General features: G+C 55.0%; 12 protein-coding genes. 5 read left to right on the top strand and 7 right to left on the bottom strand.

The features are described 5' to 3' along the window. Positions 1-42 precede the first annotated feature (42 nt). A complete protein-coding gene (gene aroQ, locus FIV00_RS22525; protein ID WP_152502859.1) occupies positions 43-489 on the top strand; it encodes a type II 3-dehydroquinate dehydratase in 447 nt (148 codons plus the stop codon). 46 nt (positions 490-535) lie between these two features. Here the strand turns inward: aroQ and FIV00_RS22520 are convergent, their stop codons facing one another. The 7 genes from FIV00_RS22520 to urtA all read right to left on the bottom strand — a co-directional run bounded on the left by FIV00_RS22520 (position 536) and on the right by urtA (position 8,827). Further along, positions 536-1,249: a sugar transferase gene (locus tag FIV00_RS22520; protein WP_247649270.1), complete on the bottom strand. Its 714-nt coding sequence runs from the start codon at positions 1,247-1,249 to the stop codon at positions 536-538. 273 nt (positions 1,250-1,522) lie between these two features. Next, positions 1,523-2,830, bottom strand: a complete 1,308-nt coding sequence (locus FIV00_RS22515; protein ID WP_152502857.1) for a UDP-glucose/GDP-mannose dehydrogenase family protein — start codon at positions 2,828-2,830, stop codon at positions 1,523-1,525. A gap of 171 nt (positions 2,831-3,001) precedes the next feature. Further along, positions 3,002-3,697 carry an urea ABC transporter ATP-binding subunit UrtE gene (gene urtE, locus FIV00_RS22510; RefSeq protein WP_152502856.1) on the bottom strand — a complete coding sequence of 232 codons (696 nt, stop codon included), beginning with the start codon at positions 3,695-3,697 and terminating at the stop codon, positions 3,002-3,004. A gap of 3 nt (positions 3,698-3,700) precedes the next feature. Beyond that, positions 3,701-4,447: an urea ABC transporter ATP-binding protein UrtD gene (gene urtD / locus FIV00_RS22505; protein ID WP_152502855.1), complete on the bottom strand. Its 747-nt coding sequence runs from the start codon at positions 4,445-4,447 to the stop codon at positions 3,701-3,703. Positions 4,448-4,451: 4 nt separating this feature from the next. Beyond that, positions 4,452-5,696: an urea ABC transporter permease subunit UrtC gene (gene urtC, locus FIV00_RS22500; protein ID WP_152502854.1), complete on the bottom strand. Its 1,245-nt coding sequence runs from the start codon at positions 5,694-5,696 to the stop codon at positions 4,452-4,454. Beyond that, positions 5,693-7,315 carry an urea ABC transporter permease subunit UrtB gene (gene urtB, locus FIV00_RS22495; RefSeq protein WP_152504389.1) on the bottom strand — a complete coding sequence of 541 codons (1,623 nt, stop codon included), beginning with the start codon at positions 7,313-7,315 and terminating at the stop codon, positions 5,693-5,695. The genes urtC and urtB overlap by 4 nt, the downstream gene beginning before the upstream one ends. 228 nt (positions 7,316-7,543) lie before the next feature. Beyond that, on the bottom strand, positions 7,544-8,827 hold the full coding sequence (gene urtA, locus FIV00_RS22490; RefSeq protein WP_152502853.1) for an urea ABC transporter substrate-binding protein: 1,284 nt from the start codon (positions 8,825-8,827) through the stop codon (positions 7,544-7,546). 358 nt (positions 8,828-9,185) lie between these two features. On the opposite strand from urtA, the gene FIV00_RS22485 reads away from it, so the two are divergent. From FIV00_RS22485 to FIV00_RS22470, 4 genes are all read left to right on the top strand, one after another. Then, positions 9,186-12,575, top strand: a complete 3,390-nt coding sequence (locus FIV00_RS22485) for an ATP-binding protein (RefSeq protein ID WP_152502852.1) — start codon at positions 9,186-9,188, stop codon at positions 12,573-12,575. Further along, positions 12,565-13,479, top strand: a complete 915-nt coding sequence (locus FIV00_RS22480; RefSeq protein WP_152502851.1) for a DNA-binding response regulator — start codon at positions 12,565-12,567, stop codon at positions 13,477-13,479. Before FIV00_RS22485 ends, FIV00_RS22480 begins: the two co-directional genes overlap by 11 nt. A 131-nt stretch (positions 13,480-13,610) precedes the next feature. Then, the gene (locus FIV00_RS22475) at positions 13,611-14,333 is read left to right on the top strand and encodes a FadR/GntR family transcriptional regulator (protein ID WP_173006105.1); all 723 of its coding nucleotides are present in this window, start codon (positions 13,611-13,613) and stop codon (positions 14,331-14,333) included. 120 nt (positions 14,334-14,453) lie between these two features. Then, a complete protein-coding gene (locus tag FIV00_RS22470) occupies positions 14,454-15,656 on the top strand; it encodes a DegT/DnrJ/EryC1/StrS aminotransferase family protein (protein WP_152502849.1) in 1,203 nt (400 codons plus the stop codon). Positions 15,657-15,710 lie beyond the last annotated feature (54 nt).

Genomic DNA, 15,710 nt, shown 5'->3' with positions numbered 1-15,710 from the left:
AGGAATCTTGCCGTTTTTGACGGTGAATAGGGAACATCTTACATGGCGAAAGTTGTCTACATACTGAACGGACCGAATCTCAACCTTCTTGGGAAACGGCAACCTGAGATATACGGTTCTAAGACGCTTGATGATGTTTGCCGGCTTTGCGAAACCATGGGTTCGGAAGTCGGGGTCGAAATCGTATTTCGTCAAAGCAATGCTGAACATGAACTCATAGACTGGATCCATGAGGCCCGCGAGAAGGCCGATGGGATTATCATAAACCCGGCCGCATATTCACACACGTCAATTGCTATCCTTGACGCGCTCAACACCTTTGACGCACCTGTTGTCGAGGTTCATATCTCGAATATCCATAAACGCGAGGACTTTCGCCACCATTCCTACGTTTCAGGGCGTGCGGATGCAGTGTTGGCAGGGTGCGGCGTTGACGGGTATCTGCTGGCCGTCCGACATCTTGCGGGCCTGCTCAGGTCAAAAGCCTGAAACTGTCCATCTGGAATATGGAATCTAGCGGTTCAGATCGGCGCACTCAGTAGCCTTTGCCACTGAAAAACTCGGTTCGCACGGTTTCGAGAATGATCTTTATGTCGAGCAGCAGCGACTGGTTTTCGACATAGTGAAGATCGTGCTCCAGCCGCATGCGTGCCTGATATTCTTCCCGGGTCTCACCTCTAAAACCGCTGACCTGTGCCAGTCCTGTAATGCCGGGAAGAATTTTGTGGCGATCCATGTATCTTGGATCAAACTCTTCGTAAGGAACGCCGGCGGCGAGCATACCGGGCACATGCGGGCGAGGCCCAACGAGAGACATGTCCCCCCTCAATACATTGATCAGCTGGGGCAGCTCGTCGAAATTGCTCTTCCGCAGGAAGGAACCAACAGGTGTCACTCTGGGGTCATTCTGAACGGTTTGCACGACACCGCTATCGTCGCACATATTCTTGTACATCGTCCGGAACTTCAGCACTTCGAATGGCACGCCGTTCAAGCCATGTCGCTGCTGCTTGAAAAAAACAGGTCCTCGGCTCGTCAGTTTGATTGAAAGCGCAATCAGCACAAACAAAGGCATCAGCAGGACGAGCCCGACGCTTGCTCCGACAACGTCGAGAGGTCGCTTCAGGAAGCGTGACCGGTTCTTCCGCGCAGATCGGAACCGTCGCGGCTGCAGACCGGAAATTCCGGACAGCTTGATCGGTCCGCTGCGATGATCGTCAGCGTCATATGAGACAGTTTCGTTTGCCAAAATCCGTCAGCCTCGCGCGGTCGCGTGCAATGGGAGAACAACGGTAACATTGTACCTGTTGGGTCCTGTGCGCGCCACGAAATCGTAAACAACTGGTTAACAGAACTCGTAAAAGTTCTTCTTGTTAAGGATTTGGTTACCACGCAGAATTTGATTGCGCAATAATCCAAAGTTAAATGTGATGTGAAATTTTGGTAACGTTTTCAAAGGTGTGAGTCAGAGCGGTTGCAACCAAAGTACAACCATTCTGAATACTGTCACCGTCAATACAACTTAGTAGCTTCTACCAATGCTTGTGTATTCGAAGCCGCGGCTACCCATATAGTCAGAGGTGTAAATGTTGCGCAGGTCCACCACTTTCGGCGCGTTCAGAAGCGTTTTCATGCGCTCCAGATCCAGTGCCCGGAATTGATCCCACTCGGTGACAATGACAACGGCGTCCGCGTTTTCGATGGCGTGATAGGGCCCATCGCAGAACAGAACACCCGTCATGAGCTTCTCTGCTTCTTCCATACTTGCAGGATCAAAGGCGCGGATATTGGCACCGGCATCTTGCAATTTTTCGACAATGTCGAGGCTGGGCGCTTCACGCATGTCGTCCGTATTCGGCTTGAAAGCCAGCCCGAGCAGGGCAATGGTCTTTCCATCGACATCTCCGCCCAAGAAATCAATCACCTTGTCAGCCATCTTCTTTTTTCGGGCTGAATTCACCTCAATCACAGAGTCGACCACTTTCAGATCGGACTGGGCGTCTGCGGCGATCTTTGACAGAGCAAGTGTGTCCTTGGGGAAACAGGAACCGCCGTAGCCTGGGCCAGCGTGCAGAAACTTTGAACCGATGCGGTTATCAAGTCCGATGCCACGCGACACTTCCTGAACATTGGCACCGACCTTTTCGCAAAGATCTGCGATCTCGTTGATAAAGGTGATCTTGACGGCGAGAAATGCATTCGCGGCATATTTGATCAATTCAGACGTGCGCCTGCGGGTGACAATGATCGGCGTTTCGTTGAGGTAGAGCGGCCGATAAAGCTCACGCATGACGTCCACGGCCTGTTCGCTCTCGGTTCCCACAACAACCCGGTCAGGGCGTTTGAAGTCATTGATTGCTGCGCCTTCGCGCAGGAATTCCGGGTTCGAAACCACCGCGAATTCAGCATCAGGATTGGTTCGCTGAATAATGGCTTCCACTTCGTCACCTGTACCAACCGGTACGGTCGACTTCGTGACGATAACGGTAAAGCCTTCGATCAAGGCTGCGATTTCTTCTGCGGCAGCATAGACATAAGTGAGATCCGCATGGCCATCACCGCGCCGCGTTGGTGTGCCGACAGCGATAAAAACCGCGTCCGCCTGTCTGATTGCGTCCTCAGGATCGGTCGTGAAAAAAAGACGTTCTTCAGAAACGTTTTTTGCGACAAGGTCCTGCAAGCCTGGCTCATAGATCGGGATCTCACCATTGTTCAATGCATCGATCTTGGAGGTGTCCTTGTCAATGCATGTCACGACGTGACCAAAGTCGGCAAAACAAGTTCCGGACACCAGACCGACATAGCCGGTTCCAATCATTGCAACGCGCATTGTTCATTCCCGCTTTTGGAGGCTTCTCGGCGAACGCCAATCATCGAAAGTTGCGAACCGATTACATCCTGCAGCCGGAAAAGGCCAGACCTGAATGGGGAGACGGTCAATTTGCCCTTACGCTTTTGCAACGAGCCTCTGCAGTATTTAGGCTGGGCAGCCGTCAAGATCTCAGACTGTAAGGAAACGCCTGACTTCGGCCTCGCAGAGGTCAGCACCGGACCCGGAGAGAACGATTTCGCCGCGGTCCATCACGGAATAGTCGTCTGCTAGATCGCGCGCGAACTCAAAATACTGTTCGACAAGCACAATGGCCATGGTGCCTTGATCCCTTAGCCAGGAAATCGCCCGTCCGATATCCTTGATGATAGACGGTTGAATACCTTCAGTCGGCTCGTCCAAGACCAGAAGCCTTGGCCGGGTAACAAGTGCACGTGCAATGGCGAGCTGTTGTTGCTGACCTCCGGAGAGATCTCCGCCGCGCCGGTTCAGCATGTCTTTCAGGACCGGAAACAGTTCGTAGATCGTTTCCGGGATATTTCGATCCTGGCGTTTCACTGGAGCGTAGCCGGTCTCCAGGTTTTCCTTCACCGACAGGAGCGGAAAAATCTCACGGCCTTGGGGCACGATGGCAATGCCGCTTTTTGCGCGCGCATGCGCTGGCAGCGTGGAGATGTCGGTTCCATCCCACACGATCTTGCCAGAGCTTATGCCATGCTGGCCGGCAACTGCGCGCAAAGTCGAGGTTTTGCCAACACCATTGCGGCCCATCAGGCACGTCACCTTGCCGATTTCGGCGTTGAGCGAGACGCCCTTGAGCGCCTGGGCAGCACCATAGTGAAGATCGATTTTTTCAACTTGCAGCATGTTTCAACGGCCCAGATAAACTTCGACAACCCGCTCATCCGCGGATACATGATCAAGCGACCCTTCCGCCAGCACCGAACCTTCATGAAGCACGGTAACTTTGACATCCAGGGATCGCACGAAGACCATGTCGTGTTCGACGACCACAACGGAATGGTCCTTGGCGATATCTTTCAACAGTTCCGCGGTTTCGGCGGTCTCCGCGTCGGTCATTCCAGCCGCAGGCTCATCAACCAGCAGAAGTTTCGGGTCCTGCGCAAGCAACATGCCGATCTCGAGCCATTGCTTTTGGCCGTGACTTAGGTTGGCGGCCAGTTCATAGCGTTTCGACCCAAGCCGTATGAGATCAAGGAGGTGGTCAATGCGTTTCTTTTCGCTCTGAGCGATGACGTGAAACAGGGTTGAAAACGGGCCACGTGGAGCTTTAAGCGCAAGCTCAAGGTTGTCCCAAACCGTGTGACTTTCGAACACCGTTGGTTTTTGAAACTTGCGGCCAATCCCGAGCTCGGCAATCGATGCTTCGTCTTCACCTGTTAAATCAATGGCACCATTGAAAAAAACTTCTCCAGTGTCTGGGCGGGTTTTGCCTGTAATCACGTCCATCATGGTCGTCTTACCGGCTCCATTGGGACCAATAATGGCACGCATTTCCCCTGGAGCAATGATCAATGAAAGCTCGTTGAGCGCCTTGAAGCCGTCAAAGGAAACGGAAACGCCATCGAGATAGAGAAGGCTTGTTGCTCGGGCCATCGACTTACTCCGCAGGCTGTGGTTTGGCTGCGCCAGAGGCGTTAGGTGCAGTGTTCTCGGATCTAGGGGAGACGTTTGCAGCAGCACCTGGAGAGTGGGGCGCAGGGCTTGGCGGTTGATCGGAACCAGCTTCATATCTGGCGGATATCTTGCGTTGCCTTAATGCGGTCCAACCGGAGCTAAGAGTGCCGACAATTCCCTTCGGCAGGAACAGCGTGACCACGACGAAAAGTCCACCAAGAGCAAACAGCCAGATGTCCGGTAGTGCCGCGGTGAACCAGGTCTTGGCAAAGTTAATCAGAACTGCACCGAGAACTGCACCGACCAGTGTTCCTCGTCCGCCAACGGCCACCCATATGACCACCTCGATGGAATTCGCAGGCGCAAACTCGCCTGGATTGATGATACCGACCTGCGGCACATATAGCGCGCCTGCAATCCCTGCCATCATGGCGGACAGGGTCCAAACAAACAGTTTGTAGTGTTCGACCCGGTATCCCAGAAAACGTGTTCGGCTTTCCGCGTCGCGAACAGCTACGAGAACCTTGCCGAGCTTTGAACGCGTGATCGACCGGCAAATCAGGAAGCACAAGACCAGCGCAAGGCCTGAGGCTGCAAACAGGCCGGCGCGGGTCGTGTCGGCCTGAATATCGAAGCCGAGAATGTCCTTGAAATCAGTCAGACCATTGTTGCCGCCGAAGCCCATGTCATTGCGGAAAAAGGCAAGCAGGAGGGCGTAGGTAAGCGCCTGGGTGATGATGGAAAGGTATACGCCGGTAACACGCGAGCGGAACGCGAACCAGCCGAACACGAAGGCAAGAGCACCTGGCACCAGCAGCACCATCAGCGCGGCGAACCAGAACATGTCGAAGCCATACCAGTACCAGGGCAAGTGCTCCCAGTTCAAAAACACCATGAAGTCTGGAAGGACCGGGTCGCCATAAACGCCACGGGTACCGATCTGACGCATGAGATACATGCCCATGGCATAGCCGCCAAGCGCGAAAAACGCGGCGTGGCCGAGCGAGAGAATGCCGCAATAACCCCAGACCAGATCAACTGCCAGGGCAAGCAGCGCATAGGTCAGGTACTTGCCCATTAGCGTCACGGCATAGGTCGGCACATGGAAGGGCGATGTCTCCGGAACCAGAAGATTGCCAGCCGGAATGAGGACAATCGCTGCTCCGAGTATCGCCAGGAACAGTCCGGCTTTTGCGTCCATCGCACGGAAGAGAAAGGAAGACATCATGCTTCAACTGCCCGGCCCTTGAGGGCAAAGAGGCCTCTTGGACGCTTTTGAATAAAGAGAATGATGAAGACGAGCACGAAGATCTTGCCGAGCACGGCGCCGGCATAAGGCTCAAGAAACTTGTTGACGACCCCGAGTGTCATCGCACCGACGAGTGTGCCCCAGAGATTTCCGACCCCACCGAATACGACAACCATGAAACTGTCGATGATGTAGCCTTGGCCGAGATTGGGAGAGACGTTGTCGATCTGGCTGAGCGCGACACCCGCTATCCCGGCAATGCCCGATCCGAGCCCGAAGGTCAGTGCGTCGATCCATGGGGTGCGAATGCCCATCGAGGCGGCCATGCGCCTGTTCTGTGTAACCGCGCGTGTATAAAGGCCAAAGGGAGTTTTCTTGAGAACCAGCATCAGTCCTGCAAAAACCAGCAATGCAAAGACGATGATCCACATCCGGTTATAGGTGATTGTCATTTGTCCAAGCTCGAACGCTCCAGACATCCAGTCAGGATTGCCGACTTCCCTGTTGGTCGGCCCGAAGATCGAGCGCACGGCTTGTTGCAGGATCAGTGAAATGCCCCATGTTGCGAGCAAGGTTTCAAGAGGCCGACCGTAAAGCCAGCGTATGACGCCGCGTTCGATCGCAATCCCAATCAAGCCGGCGACAATGAAGGCAAGCGGAAGCGCAATAAAGAGCGAGTATTCAAACAGCCCCGGCATAGAGGTGCGGATCACGTCTTGAACCACAAAAGTGGTGTAGGCGCCGATCATCACCATCTCGCCATGCGCCATGTTAATGACGCCCATCACACCAAACGTAATGGCAAGACCGATTGCCGCCAGCAACAAAACCGATCCCAGCGACACCCCGTACCAGATGTTTTGGGCCGCATCCCAAGCGGCAATTGACTTTTCAATCTTTGTAACGGCGTCGCTTGCAGCGGATTGGACCGCGCCTTCAGACGAGGCTCTGACACTTAAAAGCAACGAAAGGGCATCTCTGTTGCCCATGTCCGACAGAGTGGCAACAGCGTCAAGCTTTTGCGTCTCATCAAGATCTGAATTCAAAACGGCTGCCGCACGAGCCTGCTCCATGACACGGCGCACACCTTCGTCTTCTTCTGCAGCAAGTGCGACATCAAGTGCTTCAATGCCGTCCGGATCCTTGGCCTTGAAAATTGCCACAGCCGCCTGTCGCCGCACCTTCGGGTCCGATGCCATCAGCGTCAAGGAACCAAGCGCCGACCGGATCACCCGGCGCAGCTTGTTGTTGACCTTGATTTTTTTGACTTCGCGTCTTCCGGCTTCCCCTGCTGTCTCGAGCGTCAATGGATCCGTCAGGTTATAAGACTTGCCTTGCTTTTCAGCGATGAAGACGGCGCCGTCGGACTTGCGAAAGAAGAGATCGCCTTCGCTGAGTGCTTTCAGCGCTGGTGCAACAGCAGGATCGCCCGTTGCAGCCAGGGCGCCGATCTGCTGTTCCGTTTCGGCATATTTGCCTTTGGCAAGCTCGTTAATCAACGGGCGGAGCGTTTCCGGCTCGGACTGGGCAAGTGCTGGGCTCGTGATGGCGCCAGTGACAAGACCCAGGATCAGGAATAAGGATTTCAAGAAGGACATGTGTCCACCGGCGTTGTGAGCTTGAGATGGCGGTCTCTCTTTGAGGAACCGCTTGGTGGTGCCCGCAAAGCGGGAAACCGGTGCCTTGGATGTCGGCGTGTTCATCCAATTGAGACTGTTGGATATCGATGGGCGGGAAAGATCCTTTGAGACCTTTGTTGTCCGCGTCACGAACCGAGCCGATAGGGCGGGCCAAAGTGAAGGCCCGCCCCTGTTCTGGTGGATCCCTTAGGAACCGGAGCCGGTGCACTCGCCGGTAGCAGTGTTGAAGCTGCCGCAGGACATCGGAGCACGCCAGTCGGAAATCAGGTCCTTGGAGCCTTCCAGGTAGTCGGACCAGGCGTCGCCGACGACGAGGCCGGAGGTTTCCCAGACGGTTTCGAACTGGCCGTCATCCTGGATTTCACCGATCAGGACCGGCTTGGTGATGTGGTGGTTCGGCATCATTGCGCTGTAACCGCCAGTCAGGTTCGGCACCGTCACACCGACGATGGAGTCAATCACGGCATCGGGATCGGTCGTGCCGGCCTTTTCAACGGCCTCAACCCACATGTTGAAGCCAATGAAATGGGCTTCCATAGGGTCGTTTGTCACGCGCTCTTCGTCGCCGATAAAGGCATGCCAGGCGTCGATGAATTCAGCGTTGATGTCGGTGTCTGCGGACTGGAAGTAGTTCCAGGCAGCCAGATGGCCGACGAGCGGCTCTGTGTCGAGGCCTGCAAGTTCTTCTTCACCGACCGAGAATGCAACGACCGGAATGTCCTCGGCCTTGATGCCGGCATTCGCAAGCTCCTTGTAGAAAGGAACGTTGGCATCGCCGTTGATGGTGGACACAACAGCGGTCTTCTTGCCAGTGGAACCAAAGGTCTTGATGTCGGAAACGATCGTCTGCCAATCGGAGTGACCGAATGGCGTGTAGTTGATCATGATGTCTTCTTCAGCGACACCTTTCGACTTCAGGTAAGCTTCCAGGATCTTGTTGGTTGTCCGCGGGTAAACATAGTCCGTGCCAGCCAGGACCCAGCGCTCGACACCTTCTTCATTCATCAGGTAGTCAACTGCAGGAATGGCCTGCTGGTTCGGTGCCGCACCGGTGTAAAAGACGTTGCGCTGTGATTCTTCACCTTCGTATTGAACCGGATAGAACAGAAGTGAGTTCAGCTCTTCAAAAACCGGCAGAACGGATTTGCGCGAAACGGAGGTCCAGCAGCCGAAGACCGCATCGACACCGTTGACTTCAATCAGTTCACGCGCTTTTTCCGCAAAGAGAGGCCAGTCCGATGCGGGGTCGACGACAACCGCCTCGAGTTTCTTGCCGAGAAGACCACCCTTTTTGTTCTGCTCTTCAATGAGCATCAGCATAGCGTCTTTCAGCGTTGTTTCCGAAATCGCCATGGTGCCGGAGAGCGAGTGCAGGATACCAACCTTGATGGTTTCTTCTGCAGCTGCGCCGCCGATCATTGTGGAGGCCATCAGGCCTGCCAATGCGAGTTTGGTAAAAGACTTTTTCATATGAGTTCCCCTTTTCGATGACGTCGCCGGTTCCCGGCCGGCGAATGGCGGCTGGAAGGACTGCCGCTGTCGGGGAAGGATCGTGCGCCGGAACTGTTGCAGCGCAACATACGTCAATTGACGTAAGTGACCAAAACGGGGTTGCGACGAAGATAAGGCCGGTTCGGCACGAAAAATGCTGAGTGTTTTGGCTAACCAGGATAACGGGGCGGGAAAACGGGCTGATGAGGACGTGTGTTTGCCGAAAAAGCAGGCAAGTGCTGAATTATGAGGCAGTAACTTGCTTCATGACGGTACGCACACACGCAGTTTTTGGGTTGAAGAAGCCGAATGCTGTCTTGGCTGCGAGGCCCGCCAAATGAATGCCCGTCAACGCATTCTGCCCATTCGGCGCCAATACAACAAATGGGTCAACAACCAGACGCTTGAAGACTATGCGTTGCGCTTCACCGCCAAGAGTGCGCGCAAGTTTTCCTCGCGCGCGATCTCACAAACAGCGATTGGAGCCATTTCCTTCCTGGCACTCGAGGCCATCGGCGGCGCCATCACGCTCTCACATGGAACGGCAAATGCTTTTCTTGCCATTCTGGTCGGCAGTCTTGTTCTTCTCGTAATTGGATTGCCGATCAGCCGGTATGCAATGCGCTACGGCGTAGATATCGATCTTCTGACCAGAGGCGCGGGTTTCGGCTATATTGGTTCAACGGTCACTTCGCTCATCTATGCCAGCTTCACCTTCATCCTCTTCGCCATTGAAGCGTCGATCATGTCGAGCGCGCTGGAATTTGCTTTCGGCGTCCCGCTCTGGCTTGGCTACATCATCAGTGCAGTGGCGGTCATTCCGCTCGTTACGCATGGCATTACCTGGATCAGCCGGTTTCAACTGGCCACACAGCCTTTCTGGATTATTCTCAACATTCTGCCCTTCGTTTTCATCGCCTTAACGGATTGGCAGGCCGTCGGTGAGTGGCTGAGTTTTTCCGGTATCGATCCAGCAACAGGCGCACCGGCGATGACTGGAGGAGGCTGGGACAACATCAGCCTCGTCAGCTTTGGTGCTGCCTCCGCAGTTATTTTGGCATTGATGGCCCAGATCGGCGAACAGGTCGACTTTCTTCGGTTTCTTCCCGCTCAGGATTTCGCCCGGAAGCGGCACCGCCTCGCTCTGTTTCTGGCTGGACCCGGTTGGGTTGTTCTGGGTGCTCCCAAAATGATCGCGGGGTCCTTCCTAGCGGTGCTTGTTTTGTCCCATGGGGTGCCGGTTGAACACGCGGATGAACCGGCGCGTATGTATGCTGTTGCTTTCGGCTACATGATCCCGAACGAGACCTTGGTGCTGCTGTTAATGGCGGCGTTTGTCGTCGTGGCCCAGCTCAAGATCAACGTCATGAACGCCTATGCAGGATCGCTTGCATGGTCGAACTTCTTTTCACGCCTGACCCATGCTCACCCGGGCAGGGTGGTGTGGTTGGTCTTCAATGTCGGTATTGCACTGCTCTTGATGGAGCTCGGCATCTATGGGCTTCTGGAAGAAACACTTGGTATCTTCTCCATTGTTGCCATGGCTTGGCTGTCTGCCATCTCGGCAGATCTGTTCATCAACAAGCCATTGGGCCTGTCGCCTCCGGGCATCGAGTTCAAGCGTGCGCATCTTTACGACATCAATCCGGTCGGCACCGGGGCAATGTTGTTGGCGGCGGGCTTGGCCCTTGCGGCCCATTTTGACATGTTCGGTGAGATCGCAGCAGCACTCGCAACGTTCCTGGCGATGGGGATCGCCTTTGTTACAGCACCTCTGATCGCCTACTTGACCGGGGGAAGCTACTATCTGGCGCGAAAGCCGAGGCAGAGCTGGCAGAGCGCCGATCAGATCGCCTGCTCCATTTGCGAAAACCCGTTCGAGCCCGAAGACATGGCTTATTGCCCGGCCTATCGCGCTCCAATCTGTTCGCTATGTTGCTCGTTGGACGCTCGATGTCACGATTCCTGTAAACCGAAAGCGCGCCTTTCCTATCAGGTGGGGGCTGTCGCAGGAACGGTCTTGCCCGAAAGAATGCTTGTCCATTTCCGGTCCCGGCTCGGGCGCTATGCCCTTTTTTCGTTCTTATCGGTGACCAGCATCGGCTTGGTGCTCTGGATTATCTATGCGCAGGCAGCAAGCCGGCTTGGCGATCCAACCGGGATTATTGCCCAAACCGTTGCATTGATTTTCTTCGTTTTCGCCATCGTTGCGGGCATCGCCTGCTGGTTTCTGGTTCTGGCCCACGACACCCGCCGAGTTGCGGAAGAAGAGTCAGTACGCCAGAACGCGCTCCTTCAAAAGGAAATCGACGCCCACGGTGTAACGGACGCGGCCTTGCAGAAGGCAAAGGAAGACGCTGAAGCGGCCAATCTTGCCAAGAGCCGCTATGTGGTCGGACTGAGCCATGAACTCAGAACGCCCTTGAACGCGGTCATGGGGTATGCGCAGGTCCTCGAGCGGGATGAAACTCTCCCGCCCGCGCGCAAGCCTGCCGTCAGCACTATACGCCGAAGCGCAGAGCATCTTTCTGGACTGATTGACGGTCTTTTGGATATCTCCCGCATCGAGGCGGGACGATTGCAGATCTATTCCAATGAAATCAACCTTCACGAATTTCTGGACCAGATCGTCGACATGTTCCGCATGCAGGCTGCCGCCAAAGGGCTCGGTTTCAACTATGTCAGGGCTCGCAACTTGCCGGTTTTCGTTCGGACAGACGAAAAGCGGCTGCGGCAAATTCTAGTCAATCTGCTCTCGAACGCGATCAAATTCACGGACGCGGGTGAGGTCTCATTGTCCATCAGCTATCGGTCCCAGGTCGCCAGCTTTGTTGTGAGCGACAGCGGCCCTGGCATTGCTCTGGAAGAACAGGGAAAGATATTTGAACCGTTCGGCCGCAGCAAGGCAGCCAGCGGTGCAAGGACGCCCGGACTCGGGCTCGGATTGACGATCACCAAATTGCTGACTGAGACGATGGGAGGTGCGATCGCGCTCGCCAGCGAGCCGGAAAAAGGCGCTTCATTTGAAGTCCGGCTCATGCTTGCGGCCGTGGATCGCCCGGTTGATACCGTTCGCCTTGAACGCCAGGTTCGTGGCTATGAGGGCCAGCACCGCACAATCGCAGTAATCGATGACAATCCGGACCATCGCGCCTTGGTGAGCGATATTCTCAAACCAATAGGCTTCACCGTTCTGGAAGCAGAGGACGCAAAAACCTGCCTGGGCAATATCCTTGAGAAGGAACCCGATCTTTATCTCATCGATATCTTGATGCCCGGCATGAATGGATGGGAACTTGCAGAGGCCCTGCGGGACCGGAATGTGACTGCACCGATTGTCATGTTGTCGGCCAATATCGGTGATCAGGCTCTGCGGCCCGATGGCCCTTCTCATCATGATGCGACGTTGGCCAAGCCATTTGATATTGGCCAGTTGTTCGACCTTTTGCAGAAACACCTGTCGCTGATCTGGACTGAAAAACCAAATTTTGAAAACCGAATTCCTTTGCCTGCTACGAAATTGCGCTCACCTGGAGCCGATCAGGTGGCGGATCTGATCTCGCTTGCAGAGATCGGGTATGTGGAAGGCATCGAAGCGAAATTGACCGAGCTTGCCGAAACGCCGGAATTCCGCCCACTCACCGAAACCTTGCAGGGACATCTCACGCGTTTCGACTTCAAAGCCTACAAAGATTTCTTGAGCGGATTGGAATTACATGACGGATGAGCGCCGCGATACGGTTCTGGTCGTTGACGACAGCCCGGAAACGCTGGGCTTCGTCACTGAAGCGCTGAAGCAGACCGGCATTGCCGTGCTGGTTGCGACGAGCGGTGAAGCCGCGTTGTCCGTGTGCGATAAGGTGACACCCGACACGATATTGATGGACGCAGTCATGCCTGGCCTTGACGGGTTCGACACTTGCCGCAAGATCAAGGACAATCCTGCATTAAAGCATGTGCCGATTATCTTCATGACAGGTCTTTCTGAGACTGAACATGTGGTCAGGGCCCTGGAATCGGGGGGCGTGGACTTCCTCACCAAGCCCATTGACGTTGATGAGTTGAAAGCACGCATCAAGGTGCATCTGAAAAATGCGCGCTCTGTGCAAAGTGCGCATGTTGCACTTGATGCGGCAGGGCGCCATCTCGTGGCAGTGTCGCGAGAAGGGGCAGTCCTCTGGTCGACGCCACAGATCCAGAACCTTCTTGCCCGCACTGGCACTGCGGAAAACAGTCTCTTCCGATTGGGCCGGGCATTGGGCGACTGGTTGGACGGCGCCGGACAGGCAAACGACCGGCGCAAAAGCTTCATGCTTGGACTGTCGGAAGAGCTGTCGGTTCAATTGCATCCGCTTGGCCGCGTCGGACCTGATGAAAACCTGTTTCGGGTGACTGCTGAAAACGAAGCCGGACAGATAAGCGCCTTGCAGGAGCGTTTTGATCTCACCAATCGGGAAGCAGAGGTGTTGATCTGGATTTCCAAAGGCAAGTCGAACAAGGACATCGGTGAAATCCTCGGTTTGTCCCCGCGCACGGTGAACAAGCATCTGGAGCAGATCTTCGTCAAACTCGGCGTTGAGAACAGGGCATCTGCCGCCGTCAGGGCAGCAGAAGTGATCTACGCACTTTAGACAGGTGTCATTCAACTGTAATGTCTTTGAAACATACGGAACGCCCCTAGGTCGACAAGTGGGCACCCTTCGCCTATGCATACATTAAAGCCGTGGAAAAACGGCACTAGACAATGCATGGAGGAGCGGGGATGCCGCAATTTAGGGAGGTGCAGCGGGCGTCTCTTTTGCCGGATCAGATAGCTGCTGACATCATGGCCAAGATCACCGATGGCGAATTGGTGCCCGGTGACTCATTACCGACAGAGCACAGCCTTGCCGACACTTTTGGCGTTAGCCGCAATGTCGTGCGAGAAGCCATCGCGAGGCTGCGTTCGGATGGCGTCATCGAATCCCGCCAAGGACGCGGTGCCGTCGTCAAACCGGTGTCGGAGCGTGAAACGTTCCGTGTCGATATTCGTGCGCTCGGCAAGTCGGACAATCTTGCCGATCTGTTCGAATTGCGCGGCATCCTGGAAATCGAAGCTGCAGGGCTCGCAGCTGAACGCCGAAGCGCTGAAGACCTTCAGGATATGCGAAATGCACTTGCCGAGATGGAAGGACAAGAGCAATTCGATGAAGAGCGATTGGAAGCAGATGCCGCGTTTCACCGCGCACTCGGAAATGCAACGGGAAACACCTATCTTTCCGGCATCATCGGATATATTTCGTCCCGGCTGAAAGACACCACCCGGGCGACGTCCAGCCTACATGCAAGGAAAGATCTGGTCGGCATTACGATTGCAGAACACCTGAAAGTTCTCAATGCAGTCGAGGCGTCTGACAAATCCGCTGCACGCGATGCCATGGCCGCTCATGTACGTGGCGCTGCCTCGCGGTTGAAGGTCAAATCCAAGCTGGCAGGCAGGCGCTAAGCATTTCCTGTTTGCGCAAGGTGAATTATCTGCTTGCACATCGCGCGCGCGCCAGCACTATTCGTTTTCAATAAGGATCATTCGCCGGTCATTTTGACCGCTGACGAGGCGAGGTGGATTTTGAGAGCGTTCACAGGGCAATTTACGCAACAGGAAGCCATTCCAGACGAAGCGATCGCGGCTGCGGTGGACGTTTTGAAATCCGGCCGCCTGCATCGCTATAATACCCTGGGCAGCGAGTTGAGCGTCGCAAGTGAGCTTGAGCGAGATTATGCAGCCTTTCAAGGTGCAAAATACTGCCTTGCCTGCGCCTCTGGCGGTTATGCCATGTCGATTGCACTGCGTGCAGCTGGCGTTGTCCCAGGTGAAAAGATCCTCACAAACAGCTTTACCCTAGCCCCGGTTCCAGGTGCGATTGCATCTGTTGGCGCAGTCCCTGTTCTTGTTGAGATTACACCGAACCTTGTGATCGACCTGAACGATCTGCGCAAGAAAATCACCGACAGCAACGCGAAGTTCCTGCTGTTGTCGAACATGCGCGGACACCTGTGCGACATGGATGAACTTGTTGGGATCCTGAACGAGACCGGCGTGACGCTTCTTGAAGACTGCGCTCATACAATGGGCGCACGCTGGGACGGGACTCTGAGTGGAAATTTCGGCCTGGGGGGGTGTTTCTCGGCACAGACCTATAAACACGTCAATTCCGGGGAAGGAGGACTTCTGACATCTGATGATCCTGACTTCATGGCCCGGGCCATCATGCTCTCTGGCTCATACATGCTTTATGAGCGACATGGTGCAGCGCCTGCAAGGCAGCACTTTACCGACGCGCGCCTTGATACCCCGAACATGTCCGGCCGGATGGACAATCTGAGAGCAGCAATCCTGAAGCCTCAGATTGCAACGCTGGAAGCAAACATTCAGCGCTGGAATCAACGTTATGATCTTTTCGCCACGCACTTGGGCCGCTCGGCTACAGTTGTCGTGCCAGAGCGCTCATCGAAAGAGTTTTATGTCGGCAGCTCTATCCAGTTCCGTATTCCAGAAATTGCTGAGCCTGATGCGAGGCAGTTTGTGGCTGATGCCAAATCATTGGGTGTGGAACTGAAATGGTTCGGCGACAGGGACCCCGTTGCCTTTACCTCAAATCATCACAGTTGGCGGTATTTGGAAAGTCAGATATTGCCGCAGACCGACGACGTTCTCGCAGGTTTGTTCGACATGCGGATCCCGCTTACGTTTTCACTGGATGATTGCCGGCAGGTCTCGGAAATCATCGTGCATTGCGCCGACGGTCTCGTCCTCGACGGCGCAGCCTGACACTTGAGTTCACAGGGTAACTCCCTTTGAAAGCGCAATACCGGGTCCACAAAA

The organism is Labrenzia sp. THAF82, from assembly GCF_009363435.1.
Lineage (GTDB): Bacteria > Pseudomonadota > Alphaproteobacteria > Rhizobiales > Stappiaceae > Roseibium > Roseibium porphyridii.
Note: the sequence above shows the minus strand (reverse complement) of the source record. Positions and strands in the feature narration are given on the sequence as shown.

What these genes read in the sequence shown, in the direction of transcription:
- urtC (WP_152502854.1), bottom strand. Translation starts at nt 5,696, where the DNA reads ATGATGTCTTCCTTTCTCTTCCGTGCGATGGACGCAAAAGCCGGACTG.
- urtB (WP_152504389.1), bottom strand. Translation starts at nt 7,315, where the DNA reads ATGTCCTTCTTGAAATCCTTATTCCTGATCCTGGGTCTTGTCACTGGC.
- urtA (WP_152502853.1), bottom strand. Translation starts at nt 8,827, where the DNA reads ATGAAAAAGTCTTTTACCAAACTCGCATTGGCAGGCCTGATGGCCTCC.
- FIV00_RS22475 (WP_173006105.1), top strand. Translation starts at nt 13,611, where the DNA reads ATGCCGCAATTTAGGGAGGTGCAGCGGGCGTCTCTTTTGCCGGATCAG.
- FIV00_RS22480 (WP_152502851.1), top strand. Translation starts at nt 12,565, where the DNA reads ATGACGGATGAGCGCCGCGATACGGTTCTGGTCGTTGACGACAGCCCG.
- urtE (WP_152502856.1), bottom strand. Translation starts at nt 3,697, where the DNA reads ATGCTGCAAGTTGAAAAAATCGATCTTCACTATGGTGCTGCCCAGGCG.
- FIV00_RS22515 (WP_152502857.1), bottom strand. Translation starts at nt 2,830, where the DNA reads ATGCGCGTTGCAATGATTGGAACCGGCTATGTCGGTCTGGTGTCCGGA.
- urtD (WP_152502855.1), bottom strand. Translation starts at nt 4,447, where the DNA reads ATGGCCCGAGCAACAAGCCTTCTCTATCTCGATGGCGTTTCCGTTTCC.
- aroQ (WP_152502859.1), top strand. Translation starts at nt 43, where the DNA reads ATGGCGAAAGTTGTCTACATACTGAACGGACCGAATCTCAACCTTCTT.
- FIV00_RS22485 (WP_152502852.1), top strand. Translation starts at nt 9,186, where the DNA reads ATGAATGCCCGTCAACGCATTCTGCCCATTCGGCGCCAATACAACAAA.